The organism is Vibrio sp. OPT46 (genome assembly GCF_015163535.1).
Taxonomy (GTDB): Bacteria; Pseudomonadota; Gammaproteobacteria; order Enterobacterales; family Vibrionaceae; genus Vibrio; species Vibrio alginolyticus.
Map to the genome: position 1 here is coordinate 114,004 of NZ_JADDYG010000298.1, position 19,491 is coordinate 133,494.

General features: G+C 45.6%; 16 protein-coding genes. 5 read left to right on the forward strand and 11 right to left on the reverse strand.

The window, feature by feature from the left end:
* The 4 genes from IQR33_RS13990 to fabB all read right to left on the reverse strand — a co-directional run.
* The coding region (locus IQR33_RS13990) for a FimV/HubP family polar landmark protein (RefSeq protein WP_193843770.1) at positions 1 to 2,713 on the reverse strand (2,713 nt) is incomplete at its 3' end.
* Positions 2,714 to 2,910: 197 nt separating this feature from the next.
* Positions 2,911 to 3,924, reverse strand: coding sequence for an aspartate-semialdehyde dehydrogenase (locus IQR33_RS13995; RefSeq protein ID WP_005380562.1), 1,014 nt, complete (start codon positions 3,922 to 3,924; stop codon positions 2,911 to 2,913).
* Entirely contained in the window at positions 3,921 to 5,054 is a 1,134-nt protein-coding gene (locus IQR33_RS14000; protein ID WP_005380560.1) for a 4-phosphoerythronate dehydrogenase, read from the reverse strand. The genes IQR33_RS13995 and IQR33_RS14000 overlap by 4 nt, the downstream gene beginning before the upstream one ends.
* Positions 5,055 to 5,394: 340 nt before the next feature.
* Positions 5,395 to 6,606 carry a beta-ketoacyl-ACP synthase I gene (gene fabB / locus IQR33_RS14005; RefSeq protein WP_193837634.1) on the reverse strand — a complete coding sequence of 404 codons (1,212 nt, stop codon included), beginning with the start codon at positions 6,604 to 6,606 and terminating at the stop codon, positions 5,395 to 5,397.
* 128 nt (positions 6,607 to 6,734) lie between these two features.
* On the opposite strand from fabB, the gene mnmC reads away from it, so the two are divergent.
* Complete coding sequence (gene mnmC / locus IQR33_RS14010) at positions 6,735 to 8,753, forward strand: bifunctional tRNA (5-methylaminomethyl-2-thiouridine)(34)-methyltransferase MnmD/FAD-dependent 5-carboxymethylaminomethyl-2-thiouridine(34) oxidoreductase MnmC (RefSeq protein WP_193837635.1); 2,019 nt, start codon at positions 6,735 to 6,737, stop codon at positions 8,751 to 8,753.
* Positions 8,754 to 8,829: 76 nt separating this feature from the next.
* On the opposite strand, the gene IQR33_RS14015 is transcribed toward mnmC, so the two are convergent.
* The 3 genes from IQR33_RS14015 to IQR33_RS14025 all read right to left on the reverse strand — a co-directional run bounded on the left by IQR33_RS14015 (position 8,830) and on the right by IQR33_RS14025 (position 10,320).
* A complete protein-coding gene (locus IQR33_RS14015; RefSeq protein ID WP_138939541.1) occupies positions 8,830 to 9,354 on the reverse strand; it encodes an NADPH-dependent FMN reductase in 525 nt (174 codons plus the stop codon).
* Positions 9,355 to 9,500: 146 nt separating this feature from the next.
* Positions 9,501 to 9,764 carry a YfcL family protein gene (locus IQR33_RS14020; RefSeq protein WP_005380548.1) on the reverse strand — a complete coding sequence of 88 codons (264 nt, stop codon included), beginning with the start codon at positions 9,762 to 9,764 and terminating at the stop codon, positions 9,501 to 9,503.
* 25 nt (positions 9,765 to 9,789) lie between these two features.
* Positions 9,790 to 10,320: an elongation factor P hydroxylase gene (locus IQR33_RS14025; RefSeq protein WP_005380546.1), complete on the reverse strand. Its 531-nt coding sequence runs from the start codon at positions 10,318 to 10,320 to the stop codon at positions 9,790 to 9,792.
* Between the two features lie 332 nt (positions 10,321 to 10,652).
* On the opposite strand from IQR33_RS14025, the gene IQR33_RS14030 reads away from it, so the two are divergent.
* Entirely contained in the window at positions 10,653 to 11,276 is a 624-nt protein-coding gene (locus IQR33_RS14030) for a trimeric intracellular cation channel family protein (RefSeq protein ID WP_193837639.1), read from the forward strand.
* Between the two features lie 223 nt (positions 11,277 to 11,499).
* Here the strand turns inward: IQR33_RS14030 and aroC are convergent, their stop codons facing one another.
* Entirely contained in the window at positions 11,500 to 12,585 is a 1,086-nt protein-coding gene (gene aroC / locus IQR33_RS14035; RefSeq protein WP_033907375.1) for a chorismate synthase, read from the reverse strand.
* Positions 12,586 to 12,765: 180 nt separating this feature from the next.
* A complete protein-coding gene (prmB, locus tag IQR33_RS14040; protein WP_005380541.1) occupies positions 12,766 to 13,698 on the reverse strand; it encodes a 50S ribosomal protein L3 N(5)-glutamine methyltransferase in 933 nt (310 codons plus the stop codon).
* Between the two features lie 62 nt (positions 13,699 to 13,760).
* On the opposite strand from prmB, the gene smrB reads away from it, so the two are divergent.
* Entirely contained in the window at positions 13,761 to 14,291 is a 531-nt protein-coding gene (smrB, locus tag IQR33_RS14045) for an endonuclease SmrB (protein WP_005380539.1), read from the forward strand.
* A 96-nt stretch (positions 14,292 to 14,387) separates the two neighbouring features.
* Here smrB and sixA read toward each other — a convergent pair whose 3' ends face one another.
* A complete protein-coding gene (sixA, locus tag IQR33_RS14050; RefSeq protein ID WP_005380537.1) occupies positions 14,388 to 14,852 on the reverse strand; it encodes a phosphohistidine phosphatase SixA in 465 nt (154 codons plus the stop codon).
* Between the two features lie 374 nt (positions 14,853 to 15,226).
* Here sixA and IQR33_RS14055 point away from each other — a divergent pair, with 374 nt between their 5' ends.
* Both IQR33_RS14055 and IQR33_RS14060 read left to right on the forward strand, forming a co-directional pair.
* On the forward strand, positions 15,227 to 18,004 hold the full coding sequence (locus IQR33_RS14055) for an insulinase family protein (protein ID WP_193837636.1): 2,778 nt from the start codon (positions 15,227 to 15,229) through the stop codon (positions 18,002 to 18,004).
* A 169-nt stretch (positions 18,005 to 18,173) separates the two neighbouring features.
* The gene (locus IQR33_RS14060) at positions 18,174 to 18,428 is read left to right on the forward strand and encodes a hypothetical protein (protein ID WP_017635936.1); all 255 of its coding nucleotides are present in this window, start codon (positions 18,174 to 18,176) and stop codon (positions 18,426 to 18,428) included.
* Between the two features lie 61 nt (positions 18,429 to 18,489).
* Here IQR33_RS14060 and IQR33_RS14065 read toward each other — a convergent pair.
* Positions 18,490 to 19,491 (reverse strand): 3-hydroxyacyl-CoA dehydrogenase NAD-binding domain-containing protein (locus tag IQR33_RS14065; protein WP_228010055.1); only part of this gene is annotated, 1,002 nt, incomplete at its 5' end.

The window sequence follows — 19,491 nt, forward strand, 5'->3', positions numbered from 1 at the left end:
CAACGGACTCGGACGTTTCTAACGCAGGTTCGCCAGCCATAGATGCTAGAGCATCTTCTTCGCTGAATTCTGGAAGATCCAGCTCATCAAAATTGAATTCTTCTTCTGAATCGTTGGTCGACTCAGTTTCCGGCTCCAATTCAGGCTCATCCAGTAGCCAATCTTCTTCTTGTGGAACACCGAATTCATTTTCTATTGTATTTGGTGTCGGCGTGAAGGCTGGAATGTCTTCCTCTTGCTCAACGTGAGGCTGTACCTCAGCATCGGACTCCACGGATGGTTCTTGTGTTGAATCAGTATCGGTAGCCTCTTGTTGTAGTGATGAAGCTTCCTCTATCTCCGTTTGTGTTTTTTCAACTTGCTGCGGTAAATCGTCTTCACTATCAAATAGAGCGTCAAGTTCAGCAGAAAAATCCGCTTTTTCTTGTTCTGTTGGCAGAAGTTCTTCACTGTCTGACTCAAATAGGTCGTCTAGCTCGCTCATTAAAGGATCATTCTCTGGTGAGAGGTCCTCTAAATCACCAAGAAATTCATCGCTGCTAAATGGCTCTGAGGCAGCCTCTGGCTCGGTTAATGGTTGATCTTCTACAGCTTGTTGCGTGTCTGGCTGGCTTTCACTTAATAAAGCGTCGATGTCCAACCCAGACTCAATGTCCTGATCTTCATGAGTTTGTTCTGACCCAACTACGGGAGATGGCTTTTCGTCGGCGTCTGGCTCACCAAAACCAAGTGATTTCAGTAACTCTTCCTCTTCCGATTTATTCTGCTCTGGGCTCTCGTCCTCTCGAATCAGATCATCAAACGGATCTAAATCAGCTTCAGTCTCTTCATCAAGTTCAGAGGTAACATCATCAATGAGTTCGTCCAGTAAGTCTGTGCTATCTGCGTCTAACTCTTCGATCGAGTCATCACCTTCAAAACCAGAGATTGCTTCTAGCTCGTTTAGTGGATCAAACTCGTCTGTGTCATCTTCATCAAAATCAATGAGTTCATCGAGTAGCTCTGTACTGTTTTCATCTAGAACAGGACCTTCATTGGCGTCAGCTTCTCGAACTTCCGATTCACTAGCCGGTTGTTCATACTGGGCCAATAGCTTATCGATATCGTCGTCAGATGCCTCTCCTACACTAAAGTCATCATCCGAAACGGGCTGTTTTAACTCAGGCTCATCAGTATCTAAATCGAAGTCATCGTTGCCAAGTTCAGCAAACAAGTCATCAAGCATATCCTGGTCGACAGTGTCACTTGGTAACTCTTCTGACGGCTCATCGGCTGCAAGTAACTCGGCAAATGCGTCGTCTGAAAGCGAGTCTGATTTCTCATTCGCATCATCCGAAAGATCGAAGCCAGACTCATCGTCATCGAGCACTTCTAGTTCTGGAGCAACCTCATCTAAGGCTCGCTCCATTTCTTCTAAACCAAGCGCTTTTTCTTCGCCGTTGACTTGGATACCATTGTTCGATGACTCAAACTCATCCAGACCAACATCTAGGTCACCGTCATCGCCAATATCTGCAAATGGGTCATCGTCCCCTTCCAGATTGAAATCAAGTTCTTCATCGTCGAGGTTAGCAAAGACGTCTTCTTCTAAATCTGACTTCTCTTCTTGTAAAGACTGTGTGTTGATATCTTCATCTGCAAACAATTCATCATCAAGCGTGAGCTCTTCATCCAGCTCATCCGCCGCCGCTAAACCGATTGGCGCCGCAAGAGGATCAACGTTTTGCTGTTCCTGCTCAACCGCTTCTTCTCTCGCTTTAGAGCGTCGACCAAGCAGCATAACGACTAGCAAGGCGAGCAAAGCACCAGGAATTAATGCCGCAAGACCAACAAGCCAACCATTCGACAAAATTTTGTCCATGGTGCTTGGTTGCATGCGTTGTTGTTCAGCAAGGCGCTGGCGCTCTTCAGCAAGCAGTTTCTCGACTTCTGAGCGAATGCGTTCTTCGTCATTCAGCTCGCTTTTCAAAGTTTCGACTTCGCTTTGCACTTCTGACAGCATCAATCGAAGACGATGGTTCTTCTCTTCTAATGAGTCTAATTCACTTTGTGAGCCTTGAAGTTTGTCCTTTAGCGCACTGACCTGCTTTTCACCCTGCGGAGAGGTGGTTACTGGTGGCGCAGGGATGACGGGTATTGTTTTCGGAGTTGGTTTTGGCTCCGTTGCTGCCACTGTCTCTGGCTTAGCCGCAGGCTTGGGTTCTACTTTAATTTGTGGCTTTGGTTGCTCGGTGACTCGTTGTGCTGGCGTCGCTCTATTTGTCGGCTTCGGCTGTTTTAACTTAGCTTCATGCGCCTTCATAATCGCAACAGCTTGCGCTGTGGTCGCGCTTTGCACTTGCTCTAGAGAAGGTACTCGTAGCCGACTACCTGGGATCAATTCATGAATGTTTTGGTTCTCAAACGCTTGAGGGTTAATTCGGTAAATGGCAAGAAGCGTTTGTTGAACGGTAACACCGCGTGAAGGTCGTAATTCTGAAGCGATCGACCATAGTGTTTGATTTTCACCAGTCGGACCAAAGAAACGTGACGGTTGAGTATTCGCAGGAGGAGCAGGTAATGCTCGCTCAATATCTTCAGCATAGCTCGGAGATGATTGCACTTCACCAGACGGTCCAACAAGACGAATTCCTTCGGCTTGAACCACTGATGATGTCTGAGTCGCGCTCATCAACACAAGGGCTGCTAACAAACGCTTATAATTTTGACGCATAGAAGGCTCAGTTTTGTGCTAAATACAATTTGAAATGGTGATCGGTTAAATATATCGGATATCGCATGCAAAACTATAGCGTTGAGAATAAAAAATGTGTGGCTCTCGCCATATTCGTACTAATCTCACACTATTTTGTTTCGTTCGTACAAAAAAGCCTCGCACTGTGCGAGGCTTTGAAATGAATTGTAAACGACTTAGTAGTAATCGCGGATCAGAACTTCTGCGATTTGCACCGCGTTAGTTGCCGCGCCTTTACGCACGTTATCAGCAACAACCCACAGGTTTACTCCGCTATGATGGCTGATATCGTTACGGATACGGCCAACCATTACATGGTCTTTACCGCCCGCATCGCGAACTTGTGTAGGGAAGTCTTCACCGTGGAACACTTCGATACCGTCAGTTTGTTCAAGCAAGTTAACGACTTCTTGTGCATCGATAGGTGAACGAGTCTCAATGTGAAGTGCTTCTGCGTGACCGTAGAATACAGGAACACGTACACACGTTGGATTGACTGTGATTGATGGATCGTTAAAGATCTTCTGTGTTTCCCACACCATTTTCATTTCTTCTTTGGTGTAGCCGTTTTCCATCATTTGATCGATTTGTGGAATACAGTTAAACGCGATCTGTTGAGAGAATTGCTTCTTGTCTGCAGGCAGACCGTTTAGCAGCTTCGCCGTTTGACCTGCTAGCTCATCGATACCCGCTTTGCCTGCACCAGACACCGATTGGTAAGTTGATACGTTAATACGCTCAATACCCACCGCATCGTGAATTGGTTTTAGTGCCACCAGCATTTGGATGGTTGAACAGTTCGGGTTCGCAATGATGTTACGGTTACGAAACTCTGCAATCGCTTCTGGGTTTACTTCAGGCACAACAAGAGGAATGTCGTACTCGTAACGGAAGTGTGATGTATTGTCGATAACAATCACGCCTTCATCAGCGGCAATTGGAGCCCACTTGGCTGATAGCTCACCACCAGCAGAAAACAGTGCGATATGCGCTTGAGACCAATCAAACTCTTCTACGTTTTGAACGCGTACCGTTTTACCATTGAAGCGGTAAGTCTTGCCTTCGCTGCGCTCACTCGCGAGTAGGAAGATTTCGCCTACTGGGAATTTGCGCTCTTGAAGCACATCCAAAATTGTTTCACCGACCGCACCGGTCGCACCTAAAATGGCAACATTATATTGCTGGCTCATTGACTTACCTCAATCTGAAAACCTAGTTCTGCTAATGGAGCAAGGTTACATGTTTTGTTACCCACTAGCGTGACAGCGCTGTATTCACGGCGATCCCAGTAGTTTTTACGCATCAGGTCAAAAGCGCCTGGCTTACTGATTTCACGGCGGAAAAGAGCGTCATCTCTACGCACATCATAGATTAACTGCGTGATGTTATGCAGTGTTGCTTCGTCCCAAGCTCTGTCCAATACCATAGTAGGAACAGGCGCGGTTGGCAGTAAATCGCTGGCATGCGCACGTAATTCGTTATTTAAGAACTCACAATAGCTGTTGAAAATCATCGTTGTACCGCGAGCTTTCCCTTCCAAGCCGTAGCCTGCAACGTGAGGGGTTGCGAATGCTAGCAGAGGCAGAAGCTCCATATCAACCTCTGGTTCAAATTCAAATACGTCGAGTGCCGCTGTAAAGCCATCATTTTTCAAAAGACGTTGCTTCAAAGCAGCGTTGTCAACGATGGGACCTCGAGCCGCGTTAATCAAAATTTGATCGCTGCGGAGACCATTTAATACCTTCTCATCAATCAAATGATGCGTTGGGTATGGGCCATCTTTGGTGATTGGCGTATGTAGTGTAATGATGTCTGAGCTTTCAATCAGTTCTGTCAACGGAGTAAAGCTACGAGGATCACCAGCCTCTTGTTTGAATGGGTCATTGATGAGAACTTTAATACCCATGCCTTTCAAACATTTCTCTAGGTAGCTACCTACTTGGCCTGCACCAATAATACCTACCGTCTTGTCAAATACCGAGAAACCTTGTTGCTGAGCGAGCACCATCATCACGCTGAACGCGTATTCCGCCACACCCACTTTGTTACACCCTGGCGCCGCAGTGAAGAAAATGCCTTTCTCTTTTAAGAGTGCTTGGTCAACATGATCCATGCCTGCCGTGGCCGTACCAACAAACTTCAGCTTGTTTGCTTTGCTGATCAGGTCAGCATTCACTTTGGTGACTGAGCGAATCATTAGGGCATCAACATCCACTAAATCATCGGCGGTCAGTGTACGACCTGGTTTTAGAATTACGTTACCGAGTTGGCTGAATAGCTCTTCAGCATACGGCATATTTTCATCAACAATAATTTTCATAGCGCCAGCGTTCTAACATCCATTTGTAAGAGTTCGTTTATTCGCAAGATGCGAAACTAAAGCGATTGTGCCCTTTTCCCGAAAAATCTCAAGATATAACACCAATAAACCTCAAGGAGGTAACTCCTATAGAATCGATTGCCGGGAAGCCTAGAGAAAAGCAGAAACAGAGAAAAGAAAAAGCCCGGCTAAATAGCCGGGCAAAGTTCCAGAACAAAAGGATCCTATCCCGCTCTCCATGGGATAGAGTCTGCGTCTGTTCGATCAGTGTGACTGATCAAGCTCTGGAAACTGGATTGTTGGCGTTTACAGTACTCTCGCAAGGCGCCAACAAATTCAGTTAACCTTGGTACTTTTTAATAACCAAAGTTGCGTTTGTGCCGCCAAAGCCAAAGCTGTTTGACATTACGGTCGTTAACTCTGCATCACGTGCTTCTGTCACTATGTCCAGACCTTGTGCTGCTTCGTCCAAGTTTGAAATATTGATGCTTGGAGCAATGAAGTTTTTGTCTAGCATAAGTGTTGAGTAAATTGCTTCGTGCACGCCCGCTGCGCCGAGTGCGTGGCCAGTCATTGCTTTTGTTGCAGAGATTGCAGGGCTGTTCTCACCAAACAATTGTTGGATAGCACCAAGCTCTTTCACGTCACCAACTGGTGTCGATGTACCGTGCGTGTTGATGTAATCCACACCATCAACGTTTTGCATCGCCATCTTCATACAACGAATTGCGCCTTCACCTGATGGCGCTACCATGTCGTAGCCATCTGATGTCGCACCGTAACCTACGATTTCACCGTAGATTTTCGCGCCACGTGCCAGTGCGTGCTCTAGTTCTTCAATAACCAGCATGCCGCCGCCGCCCGAGATAACAAAACCGTCACGGTCTGAATCGTATGTGCGAGATGCTTTGTCTGGCGTGTCATTGTATTTGGTTGACAGTGCGCCCATCGCATCAAACATCATAGTTTGAGACCAATCTAGCTCTTCGCCGCCACCAGCAAAAACAATATCTTGTTTGCCTAGTTGAATAAGCTCCATAGCATGGCCGATACAGTGTGCAGATGTTGCACATGCAGAGCTCATTGAGTAGTTCACGCCACGAATCTTAAATGGCGTAGCAAGACAAGCAGAAACAGTAGAAGACATAGTACGAGGAACCATGTAAGGACCAACTCGCTTTACGCCTTTTGCACGCATCGTGTCTGTCGCTACCGTTTGATTGTATGCAGAAGCACCGCCAGAACCTGCAACGATACCGGTACGATCGTTTGAAACCTGCTCTTCTGTAAGACCAGCGTCTGCGATTGCCTGCTCCATTGATAGGTATGCATAAGCAGCCGCATCACCCATAAAGCGCATCTGCTTACGGTCGATGTGTTCCGCCGGGTTGATTTTTAGGTCACCCCATACTTGCGAACGAAGACCGTGTTCTTTGAACTGCTCAGATGCAGTGATGCCAGATTTGCCCGCTTTAAGAGACGCTAGAACTTCTTCGACGTTGTTACCGATACTTGAAACAATACCCATACCGGTGATTACGACTCGTTTCATTATGACATTCCTATAATTCAAAAATCCGCTAGATGATAACTAAGATAGTCAACAAAAGTGGTCAGCTTTCCCATAAATTCGTACAATCGCCCCATTCTTACCGCGCCAAATCACAAATTTGCACCATTATGACTTCAATAAAAAACGCAGAACTTGGTTGGAACGAAGCTGGTACTCCGGTTTCAGACCAATTTGATGATGTTTACTTCTCTAACGTAAACGGTCTTGAAGAGACACGCTACGTTTTCTTAAAACAAAATCATCTCCCAGAAAGATGGCAGGAATTTGACCAAAGACGTTTTGTCATTGGTGAAACAGGATTTGGCACGGGATTAAACTTCTTAGCAGTATGCCAGTGGTTTAGTGAGTTTCGTCGTCAGCATCCGGACGCAACATTGAAAGAGCTGCATTTTATTAGCTTTGAAAAATACCCATTAAGCAAAGCCGATTTAAAGAAGGCGCATGAAGCTTGGCCTGAGCTAGCTGAGTACGCGGAAAAGTTACAAAAGCACTACCCTGCCGCTGTGCCGGAGTGTCATCGCATTGTTTTAGAAGACGGCGCAATCACACTCGACCTTTGGTTTGGTGACATTAAAGACTGCATGCCGCAAGTTCCATACAACGAACAAGGTTTGATTGATGCTTGGTTCTTAGATGGATTCGCGCCAAGCAAAAACCCAGAAATGTGGAACCAAGGCCTGTTCAACAACATGGCAAAGCTAGCCAAGCAAGATTGTACAGTTGCCACGTTTACCGCAGCAGGCTTTGTACGTCGTGGTTTGAACGAAGCTGGCTTTACAATGAAAAAGGTGAAAGGTTTCGGCACTAAGCGAGAAATGATCGCCGGCTCTATGGAGCAACGTGAAAAGCAGTCGAACCATCTCCCTTGGTTCAATCGCTCAGCATCTAGCAATCTTGATTCGATTGCCATCATTGGTGGTGGTATAGCTAGCGCGGCGTTAGCGAAAACGTTAGTTCGTCGTGGCCAAAACGTCACCCTTTACTGTAAAGACAAACAACCAGCCAAAGGAGCTTCAGGCAATCGACAAGGAGCCGTTTATCCACTGCTTAATGGCCCGCACACGGGTGTTTCACGAGTGTTTGCTCCTGCATTTTTGTTCGCACGTCAGTTTGTTGAACAAGCAGCACAAGAGATCGATTTTGATCATGACTGGTGTGGCGTGACTCAGTTGATGTGGGATGACAAATCCACAGACAAACTGGAGAAAATACTTACGGGTAACTTCACACCAGAGCTCATTCAAAAGCTGTCCGCCGAGGAGACTGCGAACACTATCGGGTTACCTATTGATATGGCATCTGTGCACTACCCAATGGGAGGGTGGCTGTGCCCTGCCGAGTTAACTCGTGGGTTAATTAAACAATTGGAGCAGACGTCGTTACTCTCAACGAAGTTTGAACACCATGTTGAGGCATTAGATTGGGATGAAAAGCGTCAGCTCTGGCTACTAACGGCGAGTGGTCAAACATTTGAGCACTCAACGGTTGTGATTGCGAACGGCCATGAGTTCCAGACATTGAGTCAAACCGCTTCCCTACCTATGGGACAAGTGAAAGGACAAGTCAGTCACGCGCCAGCAACCGAAACGCTGAGTCAGCTGAAAACGGTGTTGTGTTACGACGGTTACATGACACCTGTTAACCCAAGTAATCAACACTTGTGTATCGGTGCAAGCTACGACCGCAGTCACCTTGACTACGAATTTGATGAAAACGCCCAAAAAGATAATGCGGAAAAGCTAGTGAAATGTGTACCGAATCAAACATGGGCAAAAGAGGTAGATATCACTGATAATCAATCTCGCCAAGGTATTCGTTGTGTTAGCCGAGATCACTTACCATTTGTCGGGAATGTGGGTGACTTTGAGACGATCAAAACGCAATACGCCAACTTACAAAATCAAAAAGAAGAAGAGGTAGAAACCATTCATCAGTACCCTAACCTATTCTGCTTCTTAGGTTTAGGATCTCGTGGACTGAGCTCTGCACCATTATTAGCTGAAGTGTTGGCCTCCCAGATCTGTGGGGACCCGCTGCCATTACCTGTTGATATATTGACCGAACTTCACCCAAGTCGAATGTGGGTTCGTAAACTAAGAAAAGGCAAAGCCATTACCGAGCTGTAAGAGTATTCTCTCGTTTTAATTCCCGACACAGATACGTGTCGGGAATCGCTAACTCATTAAGTCGCTCGTACTGAGATTACTTCAGCAGTGCAACTGCCTGTTTCACTTGCTCTGCCACTTCTGGGTTTACAACCTTACCCGATTCCACGTCAAAATTTTCGTAGAAGCTCGGCACAGATAACGATGCCTTTACATCCGCGCCAAAAAATTGAGCAGAACCTGTCGCCGCCGCAAGAACACTTTGTGCACCACCGGGACCTGGGGAAGTTGCTAAATAAACGACAGGTTTGTTTTGAAATACATTACGCTCAATGCGCGTCGCCCAATCGAACAAGTTTTTATAGGCCGCTGGGTACGAACCGTTATGCTCTGCGAAGGAAACAACGATAGCGTCAGCCTTCGCCAAGTCACGTAAAAACGCGACAGCCCCTTCAGCTTGACCTATTTCTTTCTCTTTGTCCTCGCTAAACATTGGCGCTTGATAATCGTTTAAGTCTAGAACATTCACTTGAGCGCCTTCGACTTGATTTGCTGCGTATGTAGCAAGTAGTTTGTTGATTGAGGTAGAGCTGGTAGATGCACCAAATGCGACAATTTTCATGGTTGTAATCCTTTGTTCACGTTTTATGCTGATCAGAATAAAAGTTGAACAGTTTCGCTACAACCACAAAAATTTTATGGAAAGGTTCGAATTTTTCGAAGTAGTAAATTGCTAGGATTAAATAAAGGGAGAACGCTGCTTAGGGATTAAGCCTGAGCCTGGAGCTCTTGCCACAAATCACTGACAATCACGCGATCGGCCGGGCTTAACTCGGTACGCGCATCTTCTAAGCTGCTCTCAATGCGTGACTTCAGCTCAGTAATATCGCTAATCCCTTCTTCTTCACAAGACGCCGCGGATAAAGAGATGTGACCACGTAAATAACCACCAGCAAACAATTCATCGTCAGATGCTGTTTCAATTCGAGCATCAATCAGTTCCAGTAGTTTTTCTTCAAATTCAATAATCATGGTGTATCTCTGAGGTTATTAGTGGTTATTTAACGCAAAAGTCCGACGCTTCCAATGGCTTAGTTTGATAAAATGCGCGCAGGGCATCAGAAAGCATTTTCACTCGCAAAGGCAAGCCAACGTCCAAAATACCTAGCACTTCTTTATGCACTTTTTTCATAAAGCCGAGCCTATCTGGTTCAAAATCGCCGTGTAGATTGTCACAACTCACCGTAAAAGGGAAGCCAGCGCTTTGTGCCAGAATCCATTCATAAGCTTGAGGTCGCACTTCAACTTTCTCAAACTCCGCTTGAACTTCTGCTGTTCGCCCATCAGGTTCATACCAATAACCAAAATCTTCCAGCAAACGACGCTCTGGACCAGCCACACACCAATGCGAGATCTCGTGTAAAGCAGAGGCGTAAAAACCCCGAGCAAAAATAATCCGATGATGAGGGTGTTCATCATCAGCAGGAAGATAAATAGGCTCATCACCACCTAACTCTAATTTCGTATTAAATTGTTCTAAAAAGGTGTCATTAAAAATGGTGATTAAGTCTTGGTATTCGTGGGTCATCGTCGAGTTTGTACTTCAGTTTGACATGCGCTGCATATTGTCGCTGTTTTTAGTTATGAGGTAAAGGCACCCCCACATTTTTGGTTATTAGTTGAATTTATCTGAAGGTCGCTTTCTCCATACAATTTCTCATTCGTCAGCGTACTTATTTACCACTACACTCTCGCCTTATTTTGATGCCGTTCAAACCGCTATTTTTAAGCCGTTTGATTACAAGCATGTTGCTGGTTTTAATCACTTTTTAAGAGAGATAGAACCGTTTGTAAGTGTTGTTACTTCGCCTACGCTGATTCTCGTAGAACGTAGTGACTTTTTACGTTGAGTGTTTCCCTATGTTGCTAAGTGTGTTGTATATCATTGGTATCACGGCTGAAGCCATGACAGGTGCGTTAAGTGCTGGTAGAAGAAAGATGGATTGGTTTGGTGTTATGTTGGTGGCTAGCGCAACGGCCATTGGTGGTGGCACCGTACGTGACATTCTATTAGGCCACTACCCTCTTGGTTGGGTAAAAAACCCAGAGTTCCTTGCAATTACGTGTGTTGCAGGTGTGCTAACAACAGGTTTAGCGAAATGGGTGATTAAGCTGAAAGGTCTGTTCATTCGCCTCGATGCATTAGGTTTAATCGTGTTTAGTATCATCGGAACAAAAATTGCGATGGGCATGGGCTTGCACCCTGGTATTTGTATGGTTTCAGCGTTAGTAACTGGTGTATTCGGTGGGCTACTTCGCGACTTGATCTGTCGCCAAACACCATTGGTACTACATGAAGAGCTTTACGCTTCTGTCGCTCTTATCGCATCAGGAATGTACTTAGCGCTATTAGAATTTAATATTCCTGATGTCACTGCCACGATCATTACACTGGTTACTGGTTACATGCTGCGTATGGCTGCGGTACGCTTTAAGTGGCGTCTGCCTTCTTTCCATTTGGAAACCGAAGGCTCGATTCATTAAGCAAAAACTACTTAAACAAAAAAGGTTGCCTGATAAAATTGTGCCACCCGCGATTCAGTGAGTGGCATAATTTTATATTCAGTCATCCTGAACAGCGACGAAGGAGCATGATTCAGGATATATTATCCGAGCACTCTGTTGTCAGAGATGTTTCTTTCTCTTTTCATCGTGCTGAAATTAGATTCCTAGTCTCGCTATAGCTCGCTGGAATGACACAAAGCTCTTAAATCTTCGGTGTTTCAGTTGTTACGCCATGGTTTTGACCACGGTGGCGTAGTAAATGATCCATCACCACAATTGCCAGCATCGCTTCTGCGATAGGCACAGCACGAATACCCACACATGGGTCATGACGACCTTTGGTGATCAACTGAGTTGGTTCACCTTCTTTTGTGATGGTCTCACCCGGCACAGTGATACTTGATGTTGGCTTAAGCGCAATGTTTGCGACAATGTCTTGACCAGTCGAGATACCACCAAGAATGCCACCCGCATGATTACTACCAAAACCTTCAGGAGCAAGCGTATCACGGTGCTGACTGCCTTTTTGGTTTACCACCTCGAAACCGTCTCCGATTTCTACGCCTTTCACCGCGTTGATGCTCATTAGTGCGTGCGCGATGTCTGCATCCAGACGGTCAAATACGGGTTCCCCGAGACCAACAGGCACGTTAGTTGCCACAACCTGGATTTTTGCGCCAATAGAGTCGCCTTCTTTTTTCAGGTCACGGATAAGTTGGTCAAATGCTTCTACTTTGTCAGCATCAGGGCAGAAGAATGCATTGTTCTCGATTTCGCTCCAATCTACCTTGTCGATAGATACATCACCCATTTGTGACAAGTAAGCACGAATCTCAACACCAAACTCATCTTTTAAGTATTTCTTCGCGATTGCACCAGCCGCCACACGCATTGCGGTTTCACGAGCTGAAGAACGGCCGCCACCGCGATAGTCGCGGATGCCGTATTTTTGGTGGTAAGTGTAATCAGCATGACCCGGTCTGAACTTATCTTTGATGTCAGAGTAGTCTTTTGAGCGCTGATCGGTGTTTTCAATTAGCAAACCGATCGATGTGCCCGTGGTTTTGCCTTCAAAAACGCCAGAAAGAATTTTAACTTCATCCGGTTCACGACGTTGTGTGGTGTAACGTGATGTGCCTGGACGACGGCGGTCGAGATCGATTTGTAGATCTGCTTCTGTAATTTCCAACCCCGGAGGACATCCGTCTACGATACATCCCAGTGCGATACCGTGACTTTCCCCGAATGTCGTCACTCGGAAATGTTGTCCGATACTGTTTCCTGCCATTACTTCCTCAAGTTTTTATCGCCACGCTCTCTCAAAACAGAGCATAGCTGCTTTCCAATTCTTCGTGGATTCATAGTGGCTTTATTACGTTTTGATGTAAAGAGTTAATATCGGCGAGGTATGCATAAAAAAAACACCGAGCATAAAGCTCGGTGTTTTGATGTTTAGTGCAAGACTCTATTAGTCTTTGTACAGTTTAAACTCTTCTGCACACTCAACCAGCTGGTCACGCGTTAGCATAAATACGCCATGACCGCCGTTCTCGAACTCAATCCAAGTAAATGGAATCTCTGGATACTGTTCCATCATATGAATCATTGAGTTTCCGACTTCACAAATAAGAATGCCGTTATCTGTTAGATAATCTGGCGCGTTAGCAAGAATACGACGCACTAGTTTTAGACCATCCGTACCCGCAGCTAAACCAAGCTCAGGCTCATGCGTGAACTCATCTGGCAGGCTGTTCATGTCTTCTTCATCCACATATGGTGGGTTGGACACGATTAGATTGTATTTCTCTTTTGGAAGATCACGGAACAAATCAGAGCGAATTGGGAACACTTGCTGCTCCATGCCGTGATCTTGTACGTTTTGCTCAGCCACTTGTAGAGCATCTGTAGAGATGTCGATAGCATCCACTTCTGCTTCAGGGAAAGCGTGCGCACAAGCAATCGCGATACAACCAGAACCCGTACATAGGTCCATGATGCGCGTAGGCTCTTCCACCAACCAAGGTTGGAATTCCGCTTGAATCAATTCGCCGATAGGAGAACGTGGCACAAGTACACGCTCATCAACGAAGAACTCAAGACCGCAGAACCATGCTTTGTTTGTTAGGTATGCTGTTGGCGTACGCTCGTTGATGCGTTTTACTACGCGCTCAACAATACGCAGACGCTCGCTTGTCGTTAGGCGAGAGTTCAATACGTGCGGAGGCACATCAATCGGCAAGTATAAGGTTGGCAGGATAAGCTGAACTGCTTCATCCCACGCATTATCAGTACCATGACCGTAAAACAGGTTCGCTGCATTAAAGCGGCTTACCGTCCAACGAATCATATCTTGAAGGGTATGCAGTTCCGATACCGCTTCTTCTACAAAAATCTTATCCAAAATTGCCTCCGAAAAGCGCTACAATACTGCCAATAAAGTTTATTAATGAAATTGTTTACCTAATGAGCAAAAAAGACACCGAGAACGATGACGATTTCGCCTTGTTTCAGGAAGCAGTACAGGGCGTAAAAAAGTTGCGACAGGATACCATAATCCAGCAACCAAAAAAAAATACTAAGCAAAAAGAAATCAAGCGCTCCAACCGTGAAGCGAGTGACTCTGAATTTTACTTTTCAGACGAGTTTGTCCCTCTATTAAACGATGAAGGTCCAACTCGTTATGCACGTGACGACGTCTCCACTTATGAAGTCAAACGTCTACGTCGTGGCGTGTATGTACCGGACGTGTTCCTCGATATGCACGGCATGACACAGCAAGAAGCAAAACGCGAGCTTGGTGCGATGATAGCCTATTGCATCAAAAACGAGATTCATTGTGCGTGTGTGCAACATGGTATTGGGAAACACATCCTGAAACAGAAAGCCCCACTTTGGTTAGCACAGCATCCTGACGTTATGGCTTTTCACCAAGCGCCACTAGAATTTGGTGGTGATGGTGCGTTGTTAGTGTTGCTTTCAATTCCTGAAAAGTAACAAGCTTGCTGTATACACGACGAAACGAAAAGGCAGGGATCTCCTGCCTTTCTTATTCTGTCTCTAATTTGCAAACGCTTATTTTGGTTTAGACACTTATGGCGTAATATGCCAAAGCACTTCACCATTTTGTGTTTGTAAATCATATTCAATGCACACTAGCCCTGATGTAGGAAACATCGGTGGTGTCATGTCTTTTACAAACTCTGAAGTCAGATAACCGACCAAAGGCAAATGCGATACGAACAAAAGCGAGTCCAATTGTTCGACTTCGATTAATGCACTTGCGAAATCGAAGACATGCTCGGACTGGCCATAAGGTGTAATATCTTCACAAGTTTCAATGCTTTTTGCAGAGAAATACGCACTGATCTCTTGCCAAGTTTGTTGAGCTCTAATGTACGGACTCACCAACACTTTATCGAATTGCGCAAAACCCTGTTCTTTACAGGCTCTCGCAACCGCTTCTGATTCGACTCTGCCTCTTGGGGTCAATTGTCGTGCTGCGTCTGAATCTGCAAAATGCTCGGCTTCACCGTGACGCATGATGAATATTTTCATGTTATTTCCTAGGGATAGCTAACGCTACCAAAAGGTTGACTGCTATCTTTATTAGATAGACGGGGCTAACTTTAACAATGACGAAACAAAAATACTGATATAATTATCTGTTCATTATACCAATTCGCTTGTTAAAGATAGCGACTTTCTTAACAATCTATTAAAAGAATGTACTCAGTTCATCACACTATTTAACTGTGCAATGAGTTCAGAGCATTCACTCAAACAGTTCTTCCCCATACGCAAACGCGATGGGCCTGTGCAGAAGTCTACGAATAACAAAAATACGGCAAGCAGTATTTGTCGAAACGCAAACTTTGCGCCCCCCGCGAGGGGAGCCTAAATTACTGTAATGCGAAATCTGGAGACGCATCGTGCATCTAAGTCCTAACGATTCAAATCAATACCGCTACATTACCTTGAGCAATGAACTGCGTGTACTGCTGATTCATTCCGATACAGCTCAACAGTCGGCAGCTGCTCTGGCAGTGAACGTTGGACACTTCGACGACCCAAACGATCGCCAAGGTCTGGCACACTATTTAGAACACATGCTTTTTTTGGGTACGGAAAAATACCCTAAAGTGGGCGAGTTTCAAAGCTATATTAGCCAACACGGTGGAACAAACAACGCTTGGACTGGTACAGAGCACACTTGTTTCTTTTTCAATATTGCTCCAAATGCCTTTGAAAGTGCCTTAGATCGATTTAGCCAATTTTTTACCGCACCTTTGTTTAACGAAGAAGCATTAGACAAAGAACGCCAGGCTGTCGACTCCGAATACAAGCTCAAACTCAATGATGATTCTCGTCGCCTGTATCAAGTTAACAAAGAAGTCATCAATCCAGAGCACCCGTTTTCAAAATTCTCTGTCGGAAACTTAGATACTCTTGGCGACCGAGATGGTAAATCCATCCGCGACGAAATTGTGGAGTTTCACCACTCTCAGTATTCCGCCGATTTGATGACACTGACTCTATTTGGGCCACAGCTGCTCGATGAACAGCAAGCTTGGGTAGAAGCCATGTTTGCCGACATCCCAAATCACCACCTTCGTGGAAAATCGATTGATGTACCGATCGGCACTGAGGAAAGCACGGGCATTTTGGTTCAAGTCGAGCCGCTCAAAGAGTTCCGTAAACTGATTCTCACATTTCCCATGCCGGGAATGGATGCGCATTATAGCGTGAAGCCACTCTCCTACTTTGCTCACCTGTTGGGTTATGAAGGAGAAGGCAGTTTGATGCTTCAACTCAAAGAAAAAGGCTGGATTACCTCTCTCTCAGCGGGCGGCGGCGCGAGTGGCAGTAACTACCGAGACTTTACCGTAAGCTGCACCCTGACGCCAAACGGCTTAGATCATGTTGATGATATCGTTCAAGCGGTTTTTCAATACCTCTCGATGATCAAACAAGACGGGTTAGATGAATGGCGCTATCTCGAAAAACAAGCGGTATTAGAATCGGCTTTTCGCTTCCAAGAGCCATCGCGCCCAATGGATCTCGTCAGCCATCTGGTGATCAACATGCAGCACTATCAACCGGAAGACACGGTTTATGGTGACTACAAAATGGCGGGCTACGATGAGGAGTTACAGCGTTCATTGCTGCGATACTTAACCATCGATAATGTACGCGTCACTGTGATTGCTAAAGGCCTGGAATACAACCGTACTGCCGAATGGTACTTTACCCCGTACTCCGTCACACCTTTTAGTGAAGACCAACGTCGTTTCTATCAACAAATCGACCCAAGCTGGCAATTCGTCTTACCGGAAAAGAACCCTTATATTTGCTACGATCTCGACCCCATGCCACTCGAAAATGGTGATTCACTGCCAGAGTTGATTGAGGATCTCGAAGGGTTTCGGCTGTGGCATTTGCAAGATGACGAATTTCGCGTGCCTAAAGGTGTCGTTTATGTCGCTATCGACAGCTCTCATGCCGTTGCATCACCAAAGAACATCGTCAAAACGCGCTTATGTGTAGAGATGTTCCTCGATTCGCTAGCAAAAGAAACCTATCAAGCAGAAATCGCAGGGATGGGTTACAACATGTACGCTCACCAAGGTGGCGTGACCTTAACCCTCTCTGGGTTCAGTCAAAAGCTGCCTCAGTTGCTGGAAATGATTCTGCACCGTTTTGCTTCTCGAGATTTCAGCCCTGCTCGCTTTGAAACCATCAAACAACAACTGTTACGAAACTGGAGAAATGCTTCACAAGATCGCCCTATTTCGCAGCTGTTTAACGCACTTACTGGGTTACTTCAACCCAATAACCCGCCTTTCGCAACCTTAGTCGAAGCGCTAGAAGAAATCGAAGTCGATGAACTCTCGGTATTCGTAGAATCCATTCTTGCAGAACTGCACGTTGAAATGTTTGTTTACGGAGACTGGCAACGCCAGCAAGCCCATGACATGGCTACGACCTTGAAGGATGCTCTAAGAGTTAACGAGCAACGTTATGAAGAGGCACTTCGTCCGCTCATTATGCTAGGTAAAAATGGCAGTTTTCAACGTGAGGTGCATTGTAACCAGCAAGATTCCGCGGTCGTTATTTACCACCAGTGCGAGGATATTGAGCCTCGTAGTATCGCGCTATACTCATTGGCCAATCACCTTATGTCGGCAACGTTTTTCCATGAAATCCGTACCAAGCAGCAATTAGGTTACATGGTAGGCACTGGCAATATGCCGCTAAATCGTCACCCTGGTATTGTACTGTATGTGCAGTCACCTAATGCAGCACCGGCCGAGCTGGTTACCTCAATCGATGAGTTTTTAAATGCCTTTTATATGGTGCTGTTAGAGTTAAACGATTACCAATGGCACAGCAGTAAGCGCGGCTTGTGGAACCAAATAGCAACGCCGGACACCACACTTCGAGGACGGGCTCAACGTCTTTGGGTTGCGATAGGAAATAAGGACACTGAGTTTAACCAACGTGACAAGGTACTGGCGGAGTTGAAGAAGCTGACGCGCGCAGACATGATTCGCTTCGTTGTGAACGAATTGAAACCTCGTACTGCAAATCGTTTGATCATGCACTCTCAAGGTCAAGCGCATTCGGAGGCTCCGCGCATCCATCTAGGACAAGAAATTGGATCAATTGAAGAGTTCCAACTTCGGCCAAAAGATTGCGGCTTGGGGTGATCTAGTTGCGCAGAAATAAAATTGTCGAATACTAAGTATGTACCTAGAGCCCAGTGAGATTGTCGGTCTCATAGATTGAATCGGCACCATAATTAGCAGAAAATTGAAATTACGCCATTACGGCTTATGCTCTAATTCCCCGCACTAAAAATAACTTAATGAGGTAGTCATGAAAAAAGCACTTTTACTTGTGGCTCTTATACTGCCATTGGCATCTGCTCACGCTGAAATCTCAGTCAAAGGCGATGGCTTCGAATTAAGTGACGACTGTGTGCGCCTTAGCGGAGACAATGTATCTATCAACTCAGATGATTGCTCTTCAAAGCAGTGGAATGATAAAGACAAAAAAGGTAACAGCAGCGTTCACGGGGACGACAACCCAGGTAAAGGCCACAATAAAGATAAGAAAGACAAGAAGAAGTAACCATTTCTTCTTTATGAAAAAGGCTTGCCACTGGCAAGCCTTTTTCATAAAGAAGCAACGTTTAATAGAACGTTGTCCCTTCACCAGCTCGAGTAAGCAAACCATCACATGGCGCGTAACGATCGCCATACTTCGATGCAAACTCATTCATTTTCTCTACGAGCTCTTTAATGCCAAATTGGTCCATGTAACGGAACGGACCACCCAAGAACGGTGGGAAACCAATACCAAATATCGCGCCAATATCACCGTCACGTGGCGAGCGAATGATGCCATCATCCAAACAACGTACCGCTTCATTCAACATTGGCAACACACAGCGCAACGCAATATCGTTATCGCTTAGCTTAGATTCAGGGTCGAGCTTAAGCAGTTTGTAAACTGATTTGTCGACATCTTTCTTCTTGCCCTTGTAAGTGTAAAAACCCTTACCACTCTTGCGTCCTTTACGTCCATCATTTAACAAGATATCAAACACATCCGGGCCTTTGAATCGGTCACCTAACTCATTAACCAGAATCGGCATAATTTTCGCGCCAATGTCGACACCGACTTCATCCAGTAAGGTGATCGGGCCGACAGGGAAACCAAAGTCAAGCAACGCCGTATCAATCTTTTCGATCGGTTCGTTAGCCAGCAGAATATGCGCCGCTTCGTTCATGTATGGCGCAAGAATGCGGTTCACGTAAAAGCCCGCTTTGTCTTTCACTACGATCGGGGTTTTACCTTGCTTCTTAGCAAGTGCAACAACTGTTGAAACGGTTTCATCTGACGTCGTTTCATGCGGAATCACTTCCACCAAAGGCATTTTTTCTACTGGGCTGAAGTAATGCAAACCCACTACGTTTTCTGGACGCTCTGCTTTTTCTGCAATTTTGTGGATAGGCAACGAAGAAGTATTGGTCGCAAAGATAGTTTCTGACTTAGCGTTCGCTTCAATGTCCGCCACCATTTTTTGCTTAAGATCTAAGTCTTCAAAAACGGCTTCAATTACGACATCAATATGATTAAAACTGGTGAAATCGACACCACCAGACAGTTGCAGCATTTTCGCTTGCAGATC